Source organism: Pseudomonas sp. GOM6 (assembly GCF_029537485.1).
Lineage (GTDB): Bacteria > Pseudomonadota > Gammaproteobacteria > Pseudomonadales > Pseudomonadaceae > Aquipseudomonas.
This window is the reverse complement of sequence record NZ_JARPUS010000005.1, coordinates 224,806-239,700: the sequence shown is the minus strand read 5'-3', so window position 1 is coordinate 239,700 and position 14,895 is coordinate 224,806. Positions and strand designations below refer to the sequence as shown.

Annotated in this window: 21 protein-coding genes; 5 read left to right on the top strand and 16 right to left on the bottom strand. The window is 57.4% G+C overall.

All coding sequences use genetic code 11. From position 1 onward, the window contains the following. Window positions 1–18: 18 nt before the first annotated feature. Window positions 19–300: a hypothetical protein gene (locus P7A97_RS08615; protein ID WP_277689523.1), complete on the bottom strand. Its 282-nt coding sequence runs from the start codon at window positions 298–300 to the stop codon at window positions 19–21. Between the two features lie 10 nt (window positions 301–310). Further along, window positions 311–637, bottom strand: a complete 327-nt coding sequence (locus tag P7A97_RS08610; RefSeq protein ID WP_277689522.1) for a hypothetical protein — start codon at window positions 635–637, stop codon at window positions 311–313. Between the two features lie 251 nt (window positions 638–888). On the opposite strand from P7A97_RS08610, the gene P7A97_RS08605 reads away from it, so the two are divergent. Beyond that, window positions 889–2,328, top strand: a complete 1,440-nt coding sequence (locus tag P7A97_RS08605) for a hypothetical protein (RefSeq protein WP_277689521.1) — start codon at window positions 889–891, stop codon at window positions 2,326–2,328. Between the two features lie 61 nt (window positions 2,329–2,389). On the opposite strand, the gene P7A97_RS08600 is transcribed toward P7A97_RS08605, so the two are convergent. From P7A97_RS08600 to P7A97_RS08585, 4 genes are all read right to left on the bottom strand, one after another. Then, window positions 2,390–2,611: a hypothetical protein gene (locus P7A97_RS08600; protein ID WP_277689520.1), complete on the bottom strand. Its 222-nt coding sequence runs from the start codon at window positions 2,609–2,611 to the stop codon at window positions 2,390–2,392. A gap of 220 nt (window positions 2,612–2,831) precedes the next feature. Next, window positions 2,832–3,068 carry a hypothetical protein gene (locus tag P7A97_RS08595; protein WP_277689519.1) on the bottom strand — a complete coding sequence of 79 codons (237 nt, stop codon included), beginning with the start codon at window positions 3,066–3,068 and terminating at the stop codon, window positions 2,832–2,834. A 90-nt stretch (window positions 3,069–3,158) separates the two neighbouring features. After that, complete coding sequence (locus tag P7A97_RS08590; protein WP_277689518.1) at window positions 3,159–3,692, bottom strand: hypothetical protein; 534 nt, start codon at window positions 3,690–3,692, stop codon at window positions 3,159–3,161. 4 nt (window positions 3,693–3,696) lie between these two features. Then, complete coding sequence (locus P7A97_RS08585; RefSeq protein WP_277689517.1) at window positions 3,697–3,894, bottom strand: hypothetical protein; 198 nt, start codon at window positions 3,892–3,894, stop codon at window positions 3,697–3,699. 331 nt (window positions 3,895–4,225) lie between these two features. Here P7A97_RS08585 and P7A97_RS08580 point away from each other — a divergent pair, with 331 nt between their 5' ends. Then, window positions 4,226–5,422: a phosphoadenosine phosphosulfate reductase family protein gene (locus P7A97_RS08580; RefSeq protein WP_277689516.1), complete on the top strand. Its 1,197-nt coding sequence runs from the start codon at window positions 4,226–4,228 to the stop codon at window positions 5,420–5,422. A 38-nt stretch (window positions 5,423–5,460) separates the two neighbouring features. Here the strand turns inward: P7A97_RS08580 and P7A97_RS08575 are convergent, their stop codons facing one another. The 7 genes from P7A97_RS08575 to P7A97_RS08545 form a co-directional block, all read right to left on the bottom strand. Then, complete coding sequence (locus P7A97_RS08575; RefSeq protein WP_277689515.1) at window positions 5,461–5,586, bottom strand: hypothetical protein; 126 nt, start codon at window positions 5,584–5,586, stop codon at window positions 5,461–5,463. Window positions 5,587–6,102: 516 nt separating this feature from the next. After that, a complete protein-coding gene (locus P7A97_RS08570) occupies window positions 6,103–6,591 on the bottom strand; it encodes a hypothetical protein (RefSeq protein WP_277689514.1) in 489 nt (162 codons plus the stop codon). A 17-nt stretch (window positions 6,592–6,608) separates the two neighbouring features. Next, on the bottom strand, window positions 6,609–7,022 hold the full coding sequence (locus tag P7A97_RS08565; RefSeq protein ID WP_277689513.1) for a hypothetical protein: 414 nt from the start codon (window positions 7,020–7,022) through the stop codon (window positions 6,609–6,611). A gap of 4 nt (window positions 7,023–7,026) precedes the next feature. Beyond that, window positions 7,027–8,958 carry a hypothetical protein gene (locus P7A97_RS08560; RefSeq protein WP_277689512.1) on the bottom strand — a complete coding sequence of 644 codons (1,932 nt, stop codon included), beginning with the start codon at window positions 8,956–8,958 and terminating at the stop codon, window positions 7,027–7,029. Window positions 8,959–9,404: 446 nt separating this feature from the next. Continuing rightward, window positions 9,405–9,545 carry a hypothetical protein gene (locus P7A97_RS08555; RefSeq protein ID WP_277689511.1) on the bottom strand — a complete coding sequence of 47 codons (141 nt, stop codon included), beginning with the start codon at window positions 9,543–9,545 and terminating at the stop codon, window positions 9,405–9,407. Further along, window positions 9,539–10,237: a hypothetical protein gene (locus tag P7A97_RS08550; protein ID WP_277689510.1), complete on the bottom strand. Its 699-nt coding sequence runs from the start codon at window positions 10,235–10,237 to the stop codon at window positions 9,539–9,541. Before P7A97_RS08550 ends, P7A97_RS08555 begins: the two co-directional genes overlap by 7 nt. Window positions 10,238–10,378: 141 nt before the next feature. Then, the gene (locus P7A97_RS08545; RefSeq protein WP_277689509.1) at window positions 10,379–10,630 is read right to left on the bottom strand and encodes a helix-turn-helix domain-containing protein; all 252 of its coding nucleotides are present in this window, start codon (window positions 10,628–10,630) and stop codon (window positions 10,379–10,381) included. 209 nt (window positions 10,631–10,839) lie between these two features. On the opposite strand from P7A97_RS08545, the gene P7A97_RS08540 reads away from it, so the two are divergent. Further along, the gene (locus P7A97_RS08540; protein WP_277689508.1) at window positions 10,840–11,358 is read left to right on the top strand and encodes a hypothetical protein; all 519 of its coding nucleotides are present in this window, start codon (window positions 10,840–10,842) and stop codon (window positions 11,356–11,358) included. A 50-nt stretch (window positions 11,359–11,408) separates the two neighbouring features. On the opposite strand, the gene P7A97_RS08535 is transcribed toward P7A97_RS08540, so the two are convergent. Both P7A97_RS08535 and P7A97_RS08530 read right to left on the bottom strand, forming a co-directional pair. Continuing rightward, window positions 11,409–12,656, bottom strand: a complete 1,248-nt coding sequence (locus P7A97_RS08535; protein ID WP_277689507.1) for a hypothetical protein — start codon at window positions 12,654–12,656, stop codon at window positions 11,409–11,411. 83 nt (window positions 12,657–12,739) lie between these two features. Next, a complete protein-coding gene (locus P7A97_RS08530) occupies window positions 12,740–12,979 on the bottom strand; it encodes a hypothetical protein (protein WP_277689506.1) in 240 nt (79 codons plus the stop codon). 100 nt (window positions 12,980–13,079) lie between these two features. Here P7A97_RS08530 and P7A97_RS08525 point away from each other — a divergent pair, with 100 nt between their 5' ends. Then, a complete protein-coding gene (locus tag P7A97_RS08525; RefSeq protein ID WP_277689505.1) occupies window positions 13,080–13,574 on the top strand; it encodes a hypothetical protein in 495 nt (164 codons plus the stop codon). Between the two features lie 62 nt (window positions 13,575–13,636). On the opposite strand, the gene P7A97_RS08520 is transcribed toward P7A97_RS08525, so the two are convergent. Continuing rightward, the gene (locus P7A97_RS08520) at window positions 13,637–14,005 is read right to left on the bottom strand and encodes a hypothetical protein (protein WP_277689504.1); all 369 of its coding nucleotides are present in this window, start codon (window positions 14,003–14,005) and stop codon (window positions 13,637–13,639) included. 466 nt (window positions 14,006–14,471) lie between these two features. Here P7A97_RS08520 and P7A97_RS08515 point away from each other — a divergent pair, with 466 nt between their 5' ends. Further along, window positions 14,472–14,846 (top strand): hypothetical protein, encoded by a 375-nt coding sequence (locus P7A97_RS08515; protein WP_277689503.1) that lies wholly within the window; start codon window positions 14,472–14,474, stop codon window positions 14,844–14,846. Window positions 14,847–14,895: the final 49 nt, after the last annotated feature.

Here is a 14,895-nt window from a genome sequence, read left to right as displayed (position 1 = left end):
GAAGCCGGGCTTAATCTATTAGTCATCACAAACAGGGATCGTTTCAGCGCCAACCAGATAGAAGACCTTTCTACCCTCGTGCTCTGCAGGCCGATCACTACAGTGGCCGAGCTCGATACAGCCGAAGGGCTCAACGCGATTCATACCCGGACTGTAATCAGGCAGGCTGCCCGCCCGCTTCAGGTGCTCCAGTGCATCCACCGCAGCGCTGCGGTGCTCAGCATCGAAGAGCGTGACGTAGAAGTGGCCGCTGCGATAACCACGCCACTGGATACCCACCAAAGCAGTTGCTGTGTTCATTGGGGATACCTCAGCAGTTCGTGAGAATCAGGATGAAATGGTTGCCGCCGAAAGGGTTTGTACCGGTGACTGATCTGAGTTTCTCAACCAACACATCCCAGTAGGGCATGTCGCTATCCGAGCCTTCCCCCGTCATAGACGGATCCACAAAGACAGCCACATCAGCCCAGTCATCCTCGGCTATCGGGCCCTTCTTATCGTGCCAGGTCATCACAGAGCTGCTATTCACGTACTCCACGAAAGCAGGATCCTGAAAAAGCTCAGGCACAGAAAGCTTGATACCGCGAACAGAAGTAACTTCTGCAGCTGCAATAGCGTTCGAGACTTGTTGATTCATGAGGGACACTCCTTAAGCAAGGAGGCAGTCCTGCCCAGACGGGCAAGGATTGCCCGAGAGGGTTTGAGAGTGCTGCTGAGCAGCTAAGGAACACCGATTGCGTGCGCATGCAGGCAACGGAGAACCTTCATCTTATCCAGGATGAGTCCGATTTCAAAGCGCTGCAGTTCGTCCCCTTCCAAGGGGGCTAACTCACACCATTCTCGAATTGCCGGCGTTCATCATGTGCCCATAGTTGAATGGAGCTAATGATGAGCCACGCCCTCCCCGTTTCCTCGTACACCCCTACCCGCATCAGCCGATATGATGATCTGAAAGGCGAAGGTTCGTTCTGGGATATGTGCCGCTCCGATGATGCAGACCAGACGATGGTCGGCCCGCTGAGCATGTCCTTTGCGCTGCCAGCAGAAATGCACGACCGCACCACCAGCACCGCCGTCTGGACCAAGTGGTACGGCGGACTGCGTATCGCCCGTGAAGCTGGCAAGCTGGCCGGCCGTATGCAGTCGAAGCAGGAAATCGAGCAGGCGGGCAACCTGCGCGACATGGACCCGCTCGATCGTCTGACCCACCGCCTGGACCTGGACCTGGCTCTGCTGGCTTGCGACCCGACTGGAGAATTCCGTCACCATGCGGCAGACCGCATGCCAATGACCAAAATCAACCAGGTCATGTTCGACATTCTGGGCGCAGACACCTGCAACCAGATCTACATGACCGTGACCTACAGCCGTCGAGAAGAGCTCGCCGAGGCCGTTGAGCGCTATTTCCCGGCCATGAAAGCATTGCACGACCAAGGCCTGATGCTTCGCAGCGCCAGCCAGCACTTGATCGCTATCGGTTTACTGGTCAAGAAGCTCGATGACCCTCACCTCATCCCAGTCGACATGCTGGTGGTCAAGCTGGTGATCAGCTGCTTGATGCGCACCCTGCCGGGCCGACTGGCCATGGTCGTAGCAGTCACCACTCCTGCGATTGGCGACATCTTCGAGCAGCCATGCATGTTCTATGGGGTGACCTCCGACAGCTTGAAGTCGCCGGCCGACCTCTGGGGTAAAGTCCCTGATACCGCTGTGAGAACGACCGCACACGGCCTCATCGAGTATTCGATGCCCCTCTACTTCAACGCCTACCTGGATGACGAAAGCTACTTCGACAACCTCATCCGCCGCATCGATTCAACTTCCCATGCAATCGCCAAAGGGCAGGATGTTGGTGACCAGATCAACAGCATCTATCAGGACTTCCTGGGCGAGTATGCGTTCGCCGACTGTTCCCAGCTGGCGCAGCTGCTCAGCGAGGGCGCTGCGTTCTTCGAGGTGACGGCTCCAGCTGTCCCGCAGGACATGATCCGCCCAGGCCTGAACATGAACATCCCCAACCAGCAAAAGGCGGTGCTCGATGCCCTCTTTGACTTGGTGGTTGCTAGCTTCAGCCAGAGCGGCACCAGCTGCGACATGGAGGTTCTGCGCGAGTTTCAAGCAATGGTCGAGGCCACCGGTGCCAAGGTGAAGAAGCTGTCCAAAGACGCCACCCCGAAGGACGTGGCCAAAATTCAGCGAGCTGGCAAAGAGGCTATGCAGAACCTCGAAAAGGGCAAGGATTGGTTTGCTTCAGTAACTGAAGGCTATTCGGCCCTGATCAAGAGCTGGGCAGATTTCAACACCTCGATCGAGCACCTAAGGGCGTAACCCCATAATGCAGAAGGCGCCCTCAGCAGAGTGGCGCCTTTTTCATGCCTACCGAAGAAGGTCAAAGCTTGATGACTTCCTCAGGCGAAAGTGCCTGGTACCGACCTGTATCGTCCCCTTCGACCTTAACAATCGAGGATCGCCGCCTCCAAAGCTCAATTTGACGGGCAGCTTTGTTGTAAGTCCACAGCGTCACCTTCATCAATTGCTCGATCGTGAAGGCCTCACCGGCTCTGAGGGTGAAGAGCGCCTGCTCCTCGGTCATCTCGTTTTTCTCTTGCATCACCAATCCTTATTGCTTCCCCAGGTACCGCTGAACTGCACGACGCCCTGCCCTTGCCCGACTGACCCAGGTATGGCCGCAAGTCCTGCAGAGGCACCGTGCACCTGGCGTTTCTCCACCTTGATCAATCCCAACCACCTCGACATTGAGCCACCGGGGCGCTGTCTGATGCTTGTAGAGCTTCAGGCACTTGGAACAGTACAGCGACTTGATCGGCATCTCAGGCGAGCGCCAGGACGTTTGCAGGCATAGTCTTCAGCAGCGATTGGCCACCAAGGTTCTTGCCATAGTTCAGTCGGACGAACACGCCTTTTGGGGTATCCCAGAATCGAACAACCGTCGCCTTACTGCCAGGCAGGCTGTCCGCATAGAACGTTCTGGTTTGGACCTGCAGGCGCGGTTTGAGGAGAGCCGGATCGAGCTCCGGCAAATTCAGCGGTGGGTACAGTGGGTTCATGACAGGTCTCCATATTTGCTTGAGCCCATTGTCTTCGAAGAGCCAGAAATGCAACTGGGCGCCATTGGCGCCCAGTAGAGATTTGAAAAGTCAGCGTGCATAGACCGAAGGGGGAGCACACCACGGGCACAGGATCCACCAGCCAAAGCCGTCACGTTTAGCGGGACTGGCCCAGGTCACGCCAGCGGCTTGCAGTTCGGCCTCGAAAGCATCTTTTGCCTTATACGAGGCCAGCTCACCGGTAACCTCGCGCCACATCCAGCCATCCGACAGGCTGGGGTCATCGCCATAGGTTTTGCTCGGCTGAGACGAAACACCTTCGCCGGCAGGCTTCTCATCGAGGGCAATGCTGATGATCTTGGTGATGTCATTTCGCGTCAGGTAACCCTTCTTGTAGATCCAGGCAACCTTCCCCTTGGCTTCAGAAGAAAGCGGAGGCCAAAGTTCAGCCGCCAAAGCATAACCGTTGGCTGAGGCCTCACTATTCATCACGAATTTGCTGGACGAAGGGGAAATCCACACATACGAGATCACGATGACCAGGATTATGTAAGCAAGCCCGGACGATCCACGACGTTTTGTTTCAGTGCTCGACACTCGATAATCCTTGGTGGAGTTGTCCATCAGCTCAGTACACCCTGGCGTCTTCTCGCGCCAGGAGAGCCAAAATCACAGTAGTCATACCTGCCACATACTCGCCTTTAGGGACCATGACTTCACTGATTTCAGTGGGGTTGTCGATCTCCAGCGCAAGCGTCTGCAGGTCGGACTGGTAGGGCATCAAGTCCCTTGCTTCGTTGACGAAGCGTTGTGCATAGGTCGCCATTGTACCTCCCTTCTTGCCTGAGCCGGGCACGCCGGCTGGACGCTGTACGAACGCCCTCATTTGCGCTGCCCGGCTCGACTCCAACCGCCAAACCTTGAAGACCCTCTACAGGTCGACCTAGTTCACCGACTGGGGCCATTGGTGACATGGATACCGGCCTGCCCAGGGCAGACCCATTTGTTGTTCCACGGATAAGGCTCGACACCCATGCACGCAGAACACCCCTATCTTCCCCCTGGAATCAAAACTGCAAGCCCGATGGATTGGTGGCCCAGGTTGCATATCTGAGCAGCCTGGGAAGATCTGGTCATGGCCCCACAGGACGCACCCCATGATCACCAATGCATCTGCCGCACAAATTGAACTGCTCGACCTTTCTGAACCTACCTTCCCAATCACCCCGGCCCTTGCGGCTAAGGGCAAGCCCAACAGTGTCAGTCTGACGCCTGAAGTCACGGCACTGCTCGACAGCAATTGCGTAGTGGCCATTGGCGTCAGCGGCGGCAAAGACTCTGACGCATGCGCCATCGCCGTCAGCCGCCACCTGGACGCTATTGGCCACACCGGGCCCAAGGTACTAATCCATGCTTGCCTCGGCGTCGTTGAGTGGCGCGAGAGTCTGGACGGCTGCCGGCGCCTTGCTGCTCATCTTGGGTGGGAGCTGCTGGTAGTCAGCAGAAAGGCTGGCGGGTTGATGGAGCGCTGGGAGTCGCGCTGGGAGAGCAATGTTCAGCGCTTCGAGGACCTGGCCTGCGTCAAGCTCATCCTGCCGTGGTCAACGCCGGCTCTCCGCTTCTGTACGAGCGAATTGAAGGGTGACTTAATCTCGGCCGAGTTGAAAAAACGATTCCCGGGCCAGGCAATTTTAAACGTCACTGGCGTGCGCCGTCAGGAGAGCACGGCCCGATCGAAGATGGCAGTCTCGGGGCCGGTGAAGAAACTCCAACGCAAGAACGCTGCAGGGGTGTTCTGGAACGCGATCATCGACTGGCCAGTGGAGGACGTGGTGTACGCGATTGTGCATGCAGGGCTTCCGCTGCATGAAGCCTACACCCGGTATGGCATGTCCAGGGTCAGTTGCACCTTCTGCATCATGTCGGCGATTGCAGACCTGCAGAACTCCACGACCTGCCCGGACAACCAGAGCATCTACATCCGCATGTGTCGTCTTGAGCTCAAGTCTGGCTTCGCCTTCCAGGGGAACCGCTGGCTGTGCGATGTCGCGCCTCACCTGCTGCCCGATGAACTTCGCGCCCAAATCCCGGCCGCAAAAGCCAAGGCTGCAAAGCGTGTCGAAATTGAGGCAACCATACCGGCCCACATGCTTTTCTCGAAAGGCTGGCCAGAGGCTGTTCCTTCCTGGAGCGAGGCCGTCCAGCTGGCAGAGGTACGCAGCAGCATCTCTGAGCTGATGGGCTTCCAGGCCCAATACACCACCCCGCAATCGATCATTGACCGCTACACCTACTTGATCGAGCAAAGGGCAATGGGGGTCGGTATTCAAAAGGCTACCCGGCGAGCCGCATAGGGTAGCGGGAGGGCCCTGCACGGGCCCTCCCTCAGGATTCAATCCTGTTCGTCCAGTCGATCCTGCCAGTCGTCAGGGCGTTCATCTTCCCCGCGAGATTGCCAATAGGCATCGTGTTCCGGGTTCAGCTGTTGTGAGCGGTTATCGTCGTCGTGTTTAGCCATGGTCAAATCCTCGTGTTGGTTGATCCCCCAGCGGGATCGAGGAAATGATCCAATAAGCCCCTCCAATCTCCCCGGTGTTGGCTGGGAAGAAAGTCACCTCTATGACTTAGTGGTGCGGCGAAGCTTCTCAAGCACCTCGACATAGGTCGCGTGGAGCTCGGGGCCATCAGGGTCGGGAGTAAGCGCCTCTACGGGGAGCCGCCCCATTGTTACTGCCAGGCGAACTTTCGGGTGCCGGTGCCCGACAGTGGCCAGCCAACCGGCACACGCGAACTCCTCACCAACCTTCGACTGGTGGCATGCAAAGCAGCTGCTGGCGAAGTCTGGCCCCATCCCCTTAGCGTCTGGCGAACACTCGGCCAGGCTTTCGGCAAGGGCAAGCTCGAAATGAGGAATGTCGTCAGCCTCTTGATCGACCCGCCAAGGGCAAGAGGGGCAAGGCTTCAAGATTCGAGGAAATGGGGTTGTACTCATGGCTAACCAGGGGTCATAACAGGCTGGGTTCTAAGGAAGCTGTCACGCTTTTTCGAGTTCTAACAGGCGACGGCGGGCCTTGGCGTACTTGGCGACCCTCCGAAGGTCGGCATCGCTGACAACAGGAAGACGGGTCAGATCCATATTGTCCTCTATGTCTGCGATTTTAACCTTCCTTGACGCCGGCTTTGATCCAGCCCTAGCGCAATAGGCCATATAGCTTTCACCGGGCAGCCTGGTCAGTAGCAACAGATCCTGCAGAAACGCCTGAGGGAAACCCTTGGTCGACAGGATTGAGAAGGCCATATCCACTGCCTGAGCACCCTGGGCCTCACCGGTACTTAAAATCCCTTCGATCAGAAACTCCGCCACATCGTGCATCACTGCCAGGGCCTGGGTGTGTGCATCAGGCATGCGGCTCATCACCCGCAACGGGTGGAGAATGTAAGCCTGGCCGGCGAGGTCGAAGCGCCCCTTGTAAGTCTGGACTGCCACCTCGATGGCAAGGTCTAAGTCAATCGAAGTGCTCAAGCAGCCTCCAGTAGGCATCAACTGCAGCCCTTGGGAAGCCGCGTGTCCTTGTCGTAAAGGATAAACATCGAGTCTGTACGTGGCTTGTAAAACTTCACGACGGTAGTGCCTTCGTAACAGGCGAGACGGTACCGACTGTCGAACTGCTGCATCGTCCCCGCTTCACTGCAGGTGAGAGCAAGTCCAGAGGCATCGAGCTTCGCAGCCTGTGGCAGGAAACCGCTCATCATGTATTGCACGCCATCTACGCAGGCCAGCTTAGGCCCCGCTTCACCGGTGAGCTTTACATAGGGCAGCGTGAGGACGGGCTCACGGGTGAAGCTCTTGTAGGTCGACACCCCTGCGACCGCAAGGAAGGATACAACCACCAGGGTCTTGATCCCCCGCCGCAGTGTGACTACCAGCGGATTATTCTGATTGATCAGGGCCATAGGGTCAGTCCTCCAACCTCCAGTCTTTAGGGCCTACTTTCTTGCGGCCATGGATGTAGTCCTCTGCTGCCATCAACAATGGCGCCCACTTCAGGTACTGCTCGCGGGTACGCGGGTCGGCAAAGAACTGTCTGTAATCGCCCGCCCGGTAGGCGGACACATTGAATAGCTCGCTGAACGGCACGGTCAAAGTCGATACGGTGCTTTGAGGAGCGAAGTCGAACCGATCGCGGGTGCGCTTTTTCCGCTCCCAGCTGAAGACAACCTTCTCGGCCCTCTTCATCACCTTCTTTGGTTTAGCCAGATACCCTGGGCCTGGGTCACCGTACGGCTTGAACGTGGTTACGGTAGGGCTGTCAGCGTGATGCCGCCAGCTACTAGCCCTGCGCCGGTTTTCGGCTTCGCCCTCGCGCAGCAGCCAGAGTCGCTCTTGCCCAACGAGTACGGAGTTCTCATTGATCTCGGCATTGCAGCGCAGCCGGTAGGCCTCGAAGCTCGGGGGTTCACCATGAGTCAGGCCCATGCCGTCGTAGATCAGCTCGATTGCTTCTGCAAAGCCCTCTTGAGTCCAGCTGCGGACACGCTTGTGCGGTAGCAGGCACTCGGAACGATCAAACAGCCCCTGGATGATTACGGCCACGCGGTTATAGGCTTTGATCTCAGCTTCTAGCTTGGCCATCGCCTCATCGAAATAGACGCTGGAATCATCGAATGGCTTCCAGTCATCCGGGGTGAAATGCCCCAGCTCGCTGGACCGTGGATAGTTGCCAGCCCACCAGGTTTCCTTCGGCGGCCTATCCTCTTTCCACTTCAAAAAGTCGGCATAGATTTCACAGAGTGCATCGTACTCCCGGCGAGTCATGACCTTGTCGACTCGGCGCCCCCAGGTCTTCATCATCATCGGCTCACTTGGGTCGAAGGATGAAAGCTCAGGGAAAATCAGCTCATCGAATTCCATTGCGGTGCTGATGCGGTAGAGCTGCTCTCCATTGCGAATGAACAGGAAGGTGTACTTGTCACCCTCGGCAAGGTGCATGTTCCGCAGGAGTCCCCGCAGAGTACCGTCACTTTCCCGGTCCTTCTTGTTGCGACGTACCCGCATGGCGACCACGCAGCGCGGGTACGGCAAAATCCGGTCCCGGTTCACAGGCCGAGCCAGCCATGCATCGAAGGACTGGATGTTAGTGATGTCCATGCCGCCGTCATCGTAGGCAAGCAGGGCCTCTTCATCACAGAACAGCATCCGTTGGAACACCCGGAGCTTCTCAGTCTCAACTGCCGGGCGACCAGAGGCGAACTGAACAATCTCTTCGGTCAAGCCTGCGTACAGTTCGATGCTGAAAAGACGGTCCTTGATCCCGTCGACCACATCTGTGTTCTCAGCGATCGTGGCGTCCAGGACAATCACTTCGGCCTTCATCCATGCCGTCAGGCGCTCTGTAGCCTTACGCAGGCTTTCCTTGAGCGCCGGGATCTTCTCGGCCTTCGCCTCGATCAAAGCCTGTTTGTAGCCTTCGATATCGACCTGGGTCGACAAGACAGCCAGAGCGTTGTCCCCCTGGGCTCTCTGATTCTGCAGGCGCTGCATAGGGCCAACACCAAGGCTCGCGTTCAACGCATTGAGCTCGCCCATAAGACGGTCAAGTTCGGCACGAGCATCAGCGACCTTGGAATCAAGCACGGCTTTGTAGTTGGGCTCGAACGTCAGGCATTGATCCACATCATCAACGTGGACACGAGTTGAGTGGTACCCGTTACCACTGCATGGGCCGCGAAGCTCAAAGAAGTTGCTTCCGACCTTCGTGATGCAGCCGAACCACTTTGCATACCCCTCCTCCTTCACCCAGTACCACTGGCCAAAAGCTGGTAGATCGAGCGAGGAAGTGATCCGCTCAACATTTGCGTGTTCGTCTTGGACGGTGAGGATCTGTGACATGGGAGCTCTCGTATCGGCACCAATGGGCTATGAGCTCGACTTTCTCACGGCCTGTAAAAATGCAAGCTGCAAGTGCAAGGCCGCGGGCCGTTTTGGCTTGCGCCCAGGCGGCCGGAGTCGCTAGCTCATTCCCTGGCCGGGAGTTTGGCTGTGCTGCTCATCAAATCGTGCTGCAAGAAGACTGGCGAGGAGCTCGGCGTCATTAGCAGCGTCCACTGGATCGCGCTCCAATGCCCCCTGAAGGGCAGACTTGAGCCAGGAGCTGGTTGCGGGAGAGACAAGAAGGGAGTCGATCGTTTGCTGGGCGGTCATGGGCATGCTCACATCAGGGTACCCTGGCACAGGATCGCCAGGGAGGGCATGCAAAATTCTCCCCCAGCCAGTTGGTGGGAGATAACGAGTTCGGGCCAATCAGGGGACCGAACTACCGCCGGCCTGCAAAGCTATCAGAACGATTTCTCAATGACTGTCTCGCGCTCACCCAGGGCAAGCGCCTGATACTCACGCAGCAGGCGGCAATACGCGGCTCCCATGGCAAGCACGCCAGCTGCGCAAATGGAGAGCCCGATCAAGGCGAAAGTCAGCATGCGGAAGCCCTCAACTCTGCACCCAATGCCACCAGGTCGGATACAGCTGCGCTTAGACCACTCCAGTCAGCAAGCGCCCCGCCGGCGATCCACTTCGGCGGCGAAACCTCAGTGGGGATAAGAGAGATCAGATAGCCTCGATCCACAGGACTTCTCGATCCAATGCGGATGGCCACCTCCATGCCGGACGACAGCAAGGCTTCGAGTGCGCTGGTGCTGCCCACTTCATCAGCCCGAAGGCTTCGCAGATGAACCTCGGTCACCGAATCAGCAGCATCGTTTGCACTTTCAGACAGGCAGACCAGGAAGCCGCGATTGCCATTCAGCACTGCGAAGACCTTGTATCCATAGTCATTGTCAGCAGTGCAAGCCTGGAGCCCTGAAAAGCCGTCACACATGGCTCCGCAGGCCAGCACCTGGTGGATGAAGGACAGTTCTCCAACCAACTCAGACATCACCGACACCATGTAGGCGTTAGCCACATCCTCCAGGTGCGCCGGATTGAATGCAGGCCCCGCCTGACCTGAGCGGGCAAGACACTCCCCAAGCACGGCAGGCCGCAGGCCATGAGGATCAGTATCACCCAGCTTTCGGCTCAGGGTGGATTCAACATCCTGTACAGCACCAGCAATCACGCGCTTACGCACTTCTGGGGTCAGGACGGGAGGAATAGTGGTCGGAACGATATACATGTCAGCTCCAAAGGTAAGTCTCATGCACTGAGCATCTCACCAACGTCAAAACTGCAACCCCCGTTCTTTATCGACAGGAACGAGGGTGATGGATGAGCCTTATTTCGCCAAATGGCTATGCCAGACCCCAAACGATGCTATTCAGTCGAAGACACCCTGAATTTCGTCCAGCGTGGGCAGCCTCGCTGGAACCAGTGCGAACTCGCAGTCAAGGGCCCCCAGAGCCCGGGCATAGGACGCCATGCCTACCGACAGGTCGCCCTTCTCAATGGCAATAATTTTCTGCCGGGTGACGCCCGCTAATGATGCCAGCTTGGCCTGGGTCAGCCCTCGATTGAGGCGGCGTTGCCGTATCTGCTCACCGAGCCGAGTGGCTATAAGCTCGTAATCCATGTTCCGAATACGTGACAAGTGATCTTGAATGTTACGTATAGCGAACCAGCCGCCCGACCACAAGCACAAAGAGGCCCTGAGGTTTGCCCCCTCAAACGGGGCCTATCTAAGGCCTGCAGCCACAAACTGGGCCCCAAAATATCCGCTCATCCATGGACTCATGCAGTTCATGCACTCCCCTGCTCATCTCATTCAGGAAGGAACTGCTGATGCGATTCCGGAAAACACCCTACGCACTTGCCCTGGCGCTGTTCTCGGGCTGTGCTTTGGCCACCCCTACGCTGCAGCTGTCGATTCAGTACCCCAGTGACGCCGGTGGTATGACTTCGCAGAAGTACCTTCTGAGCCCAGCTCAACCACTGCTCATCTCAACTGAAGAGTTCAAGACTGATCATTCCGGTCTAGCGCTGTCCTGCCACGTGCAAGAGGACGGGCAGAAGCCAGCCTGCAACCAGCCGATCGTGCTCGAAGGCGCGGTTCGTTTGGGCCTTACCGCGGTTGTGACCGTAACCGAAGGACCGCAAGGGCAGTTGCTGGTGCAGTTTGACGGCCACCACACCCAGTACGTTGAGGCGACTGCTGAGGTGCCGGCGCCAATGATCCTGGACACCCAGTTCACAGCGTTCCGGCCGGCCAAGCTGGGCGAGAAGTTCAGCATCACCAACCCCAAGCGCCCAGCTGAGTTCCGAACCGTTCTGCAGTTCGACGCAGCACCGCCAGTGCAGTGACATCGGCTACGTGCACCCTGCCCTCAGGAATGTGGGCAGGGTTTCAACAGCTAGGCAGACTTCATGGCAAGCAATGACTGCCTCAACACTTCCAGACCGGTAACTGAGTTATAGGCCTCATCGACTTCATCAGGGTCGAGCCCGATCTCGAAGGCCAACTGTCCGTCTGCGAAAAAGACCTGCGTACCGATCGGACAAGCCTCGTTGAACTCTTTGCCTCGGTAAAAAACTGCCGCCAGGGTCGGTTGACCAGGTTGCTCGAATAACGAGTAGCAGGGCACATTGACGATCTGCTCGGCTGTCATCGGTGGCTCCCCGCCACCGTGGCAAGGAACGAACACCTTGTCCTTGCCTTTCCAGAGGTAAAGGGAGAAGCACCCAGCGCTCCGCTGGCCTTCTGGGGCTCGCTGATTCCACCATTCACACAGCTCTATCACGCAAGGGTTGAGTTCGAAGAGGGCTTCAGGCCTGCAGCTGGCTGGCTGCAGCTGGGAGGCCAGTGCCATCAGCAGCTGGTAATCACCTGCCATAACCTGCCCGTCTCGGGCTACGTCCAGCGCCGGCCGCTCGGCACGCTTAGACTCGGAAACGCGGCACGGCAGATGGGTCGAGACCTTGGTTAAGGTCATCGGTATTTCAATGCCCATCTCTGGATCATTCCACAGCCCTTTGAGCCACTCATCTTCACGGTAGAGGATTACCATTGCCTGGCCGTGAACAGTCTTAGGAGACGTGGCAACCGCCTCCAGAATAGAAGGGGCATCGATGTCGGAATCCTTGTAGAGCCCCTCGACGAGGGTGTACTGCTCGGCAGCCCTTAGCCGCTCAATCAGAGCGCTCGCCTCCGCCGGCTCCGCGTATCCGTCAGCAATCCTGAACTCACTGTTCGAGACGTGAGGGTCACGCATCACGGCACCGGCAACAGAACCGTCAGCCCGCTCAACAGCAACGATCGTTGGGAAGTTGTGGTGGTCAGCACGAGCAGTGACCTCCCAGGGAAGCGGCCAACCATCGCGCAGATGGCGGTGATTGACGATCCCAATCTGATGCTCCGAGTACTCGGTACCGAGGATGAAGATCCGGATGTGCTCAACAACGTCGATAACGTCGGATGGCACACCTGCACGAACCCAAACCGGACTGTCATAGGCGAAGTGCACCAGGGCATCACAGGCGCCCGAATGATCCGGAAGGACCGCCACGAATCGGAACTGGTTTTCTGTGTACCCCTTGCCCGGATACTGAAATTTCTGCGCAAAGAGCAGGTCACGCAAGGCGTTGCAAAGGTTCTGGTCCACAAAGGCCCCCTACGCTTGATAGCTAGGGACCAATAGTGAGCCCAGAAACAAATCACAAATGGTCAGTTAGGGCCGTAAAAGGGTCAGGCCTCAATAAGGCCCTTCTCGAACTTCTGACGCAGGTCCTCGACCGCCAACTCGCCGACTTCCTTTGTCAGCTCTTCGGCGAGCAAGTCTGCGTAAGCAATTTCGTCATGAACCGACCCAGCTATCCAGGTCGCCTTGCATTCCTCAGCCAACTGCTTGATGCCGTCCAGGAATTTAGCCCGGTCTTGGTCGTTCTCTGGGAGCTCGAATACCTGCGTGGTTACCTTGTTGCTCATGATGCCTCTCTTTGCTGTCAGTACCGGGCGCTCTAATGCAGGAAGGGGTCCAGCAAAGCGCCGGGCGGTTGCGGGTGAATTTGAGCACTCATGAACCGACATGCAACCCAAACTGTGCATTGCATATCCCCAGGCCTGGGAGAAGCTACTGATTACCACGAAGCAGAGCGGCGCAAGGTCGATGACAGAGCTAATCCAACCCTACCCCACTGACCCCCGCATCGGGATCCTCATGCGCGAGGCAGTGCACGTCTACTACGCCTACCTAAGCGGACAAGGTAATCCCCCATTCGAAGGAACCCTCGCCGAGGTTGAGCGTGCCCTGGGCGTTGTACCTGCATCAGGGGCCACCCCACCCAAGGTGATTTCCAACCCAAAGCCCCGCAAGACAGTTGAACAGCTCAGTCGTCGATATCTGGTCAGCGTTGTACCTGAAATAGTGACCTACAGCTCCCAACACACGCACGGCGCGTGGTCCGAGCACCTGTATGCCGAAAGCAACAGCAAAGCAGTCTCTGAGATGCGGCGAAGAATCAGGGATGCGAATGGGCGCCATGACATCCGGTACAAGATAACCGCACGTCTCGACGAATGAACCTGAAGCGTCGGCGTCTCGCTCAAAAGAAAAGCCCGGCTCTTTCGAGACCGGGCTTTGACTTATCGGGGCAACATGAACGGTAGCAGACCAATGATCAGGCCGATCACCCCCAGCGCCCCGCCGAGTAGGCCAAGGCGCATCGACCAGCGTATGCCAAGATCGGGGTAGTTAAAGAACCACGACATGATCTCCAGCGTACTGGCCCTTCTTACCACGAGCTCAACGTCCCGATTGAATCGCACACCCAGGGTTGCGATAGCGTCGTAATCGAGAGAGACCTCGTGCTTCTTGATCGAAAGACCACCCGGATTGCCCATGGCATAGCGGATGACTTTCTCACCGTTGCCGGGATTCATGACTACAAGCGGCTCGCGGCGGAAGAAGCGACTTCTGTCTTTCCGCTTGGAGTCGATATGCAGGTTGTGCATACGGATGATGCTGTGTTGGAGCCCGGAATCCTCGTGGGGAAGCTCAACAATCCGGACAACGTCAATCCGCGCAGAGCGTCGAGCAAGTGGATTGCTCAGGGACTGTGCGAAAGAACTGATCGACTTAAGTGACATTTGGTGCCTCCAGGTGAAGCAGGCACCTCCACCCGGACGGGGGAAAGTGCCCGCACGGGTTATGCCTCCGCGAATGCGGGAGCGATTGGTATTAAAGCTGAGTAGACCCCAGGGAGGGATCAGAAGACGCAGCCAGGGATACTGGCGGGTCGTAAGAGTGCTGTAGGACAGCTAGGGATGGCACCAACAAAGGCACCAGCAGAACCCCTATGGTATGAACACCGGCCTACACCGTCAATCAGGTTCGGCCCCACAACCGGGGTCTAATTGCAGATAGCACCGTGCATTTAGCGTGAACAATAGAAGCCTGAAACTATCTCCTGAGGGTCCTATGAAAGCACGCACACTTGCCACCTATGTAGGCTGCTACCTCGCCCCTGCCGGCCTGGCCACCTACGCAATCCTGCAGCAGGATGAGGTCAACATGGCCGGCTACCTGTACATGCTGATTTTCCTTGCCGCCCCGTTGGTGATACTGGCTGCCAATGACCTGATCGCTGGCCGGGAGGTCTATCAAAAGGCTCTCCTGGCCATGGCCATCGTTCACACCGCGCTGTGGCTCGCGACACAAGCACTCAACGCGATCGTTCAGGTCGGTGAGCTCTACAACCTCCTGGTCATTCCTGCCATCTGCATCCTCGGCCTGCTCATGCTTCCGTGGAGTATCTTCATGCGCCTCAAGGGGCCGGCACCTGCCACCGCATAGCGCACAGACAAAAAATGCCCGCATCTGCGGGCATTTTCATTTTGGCAAC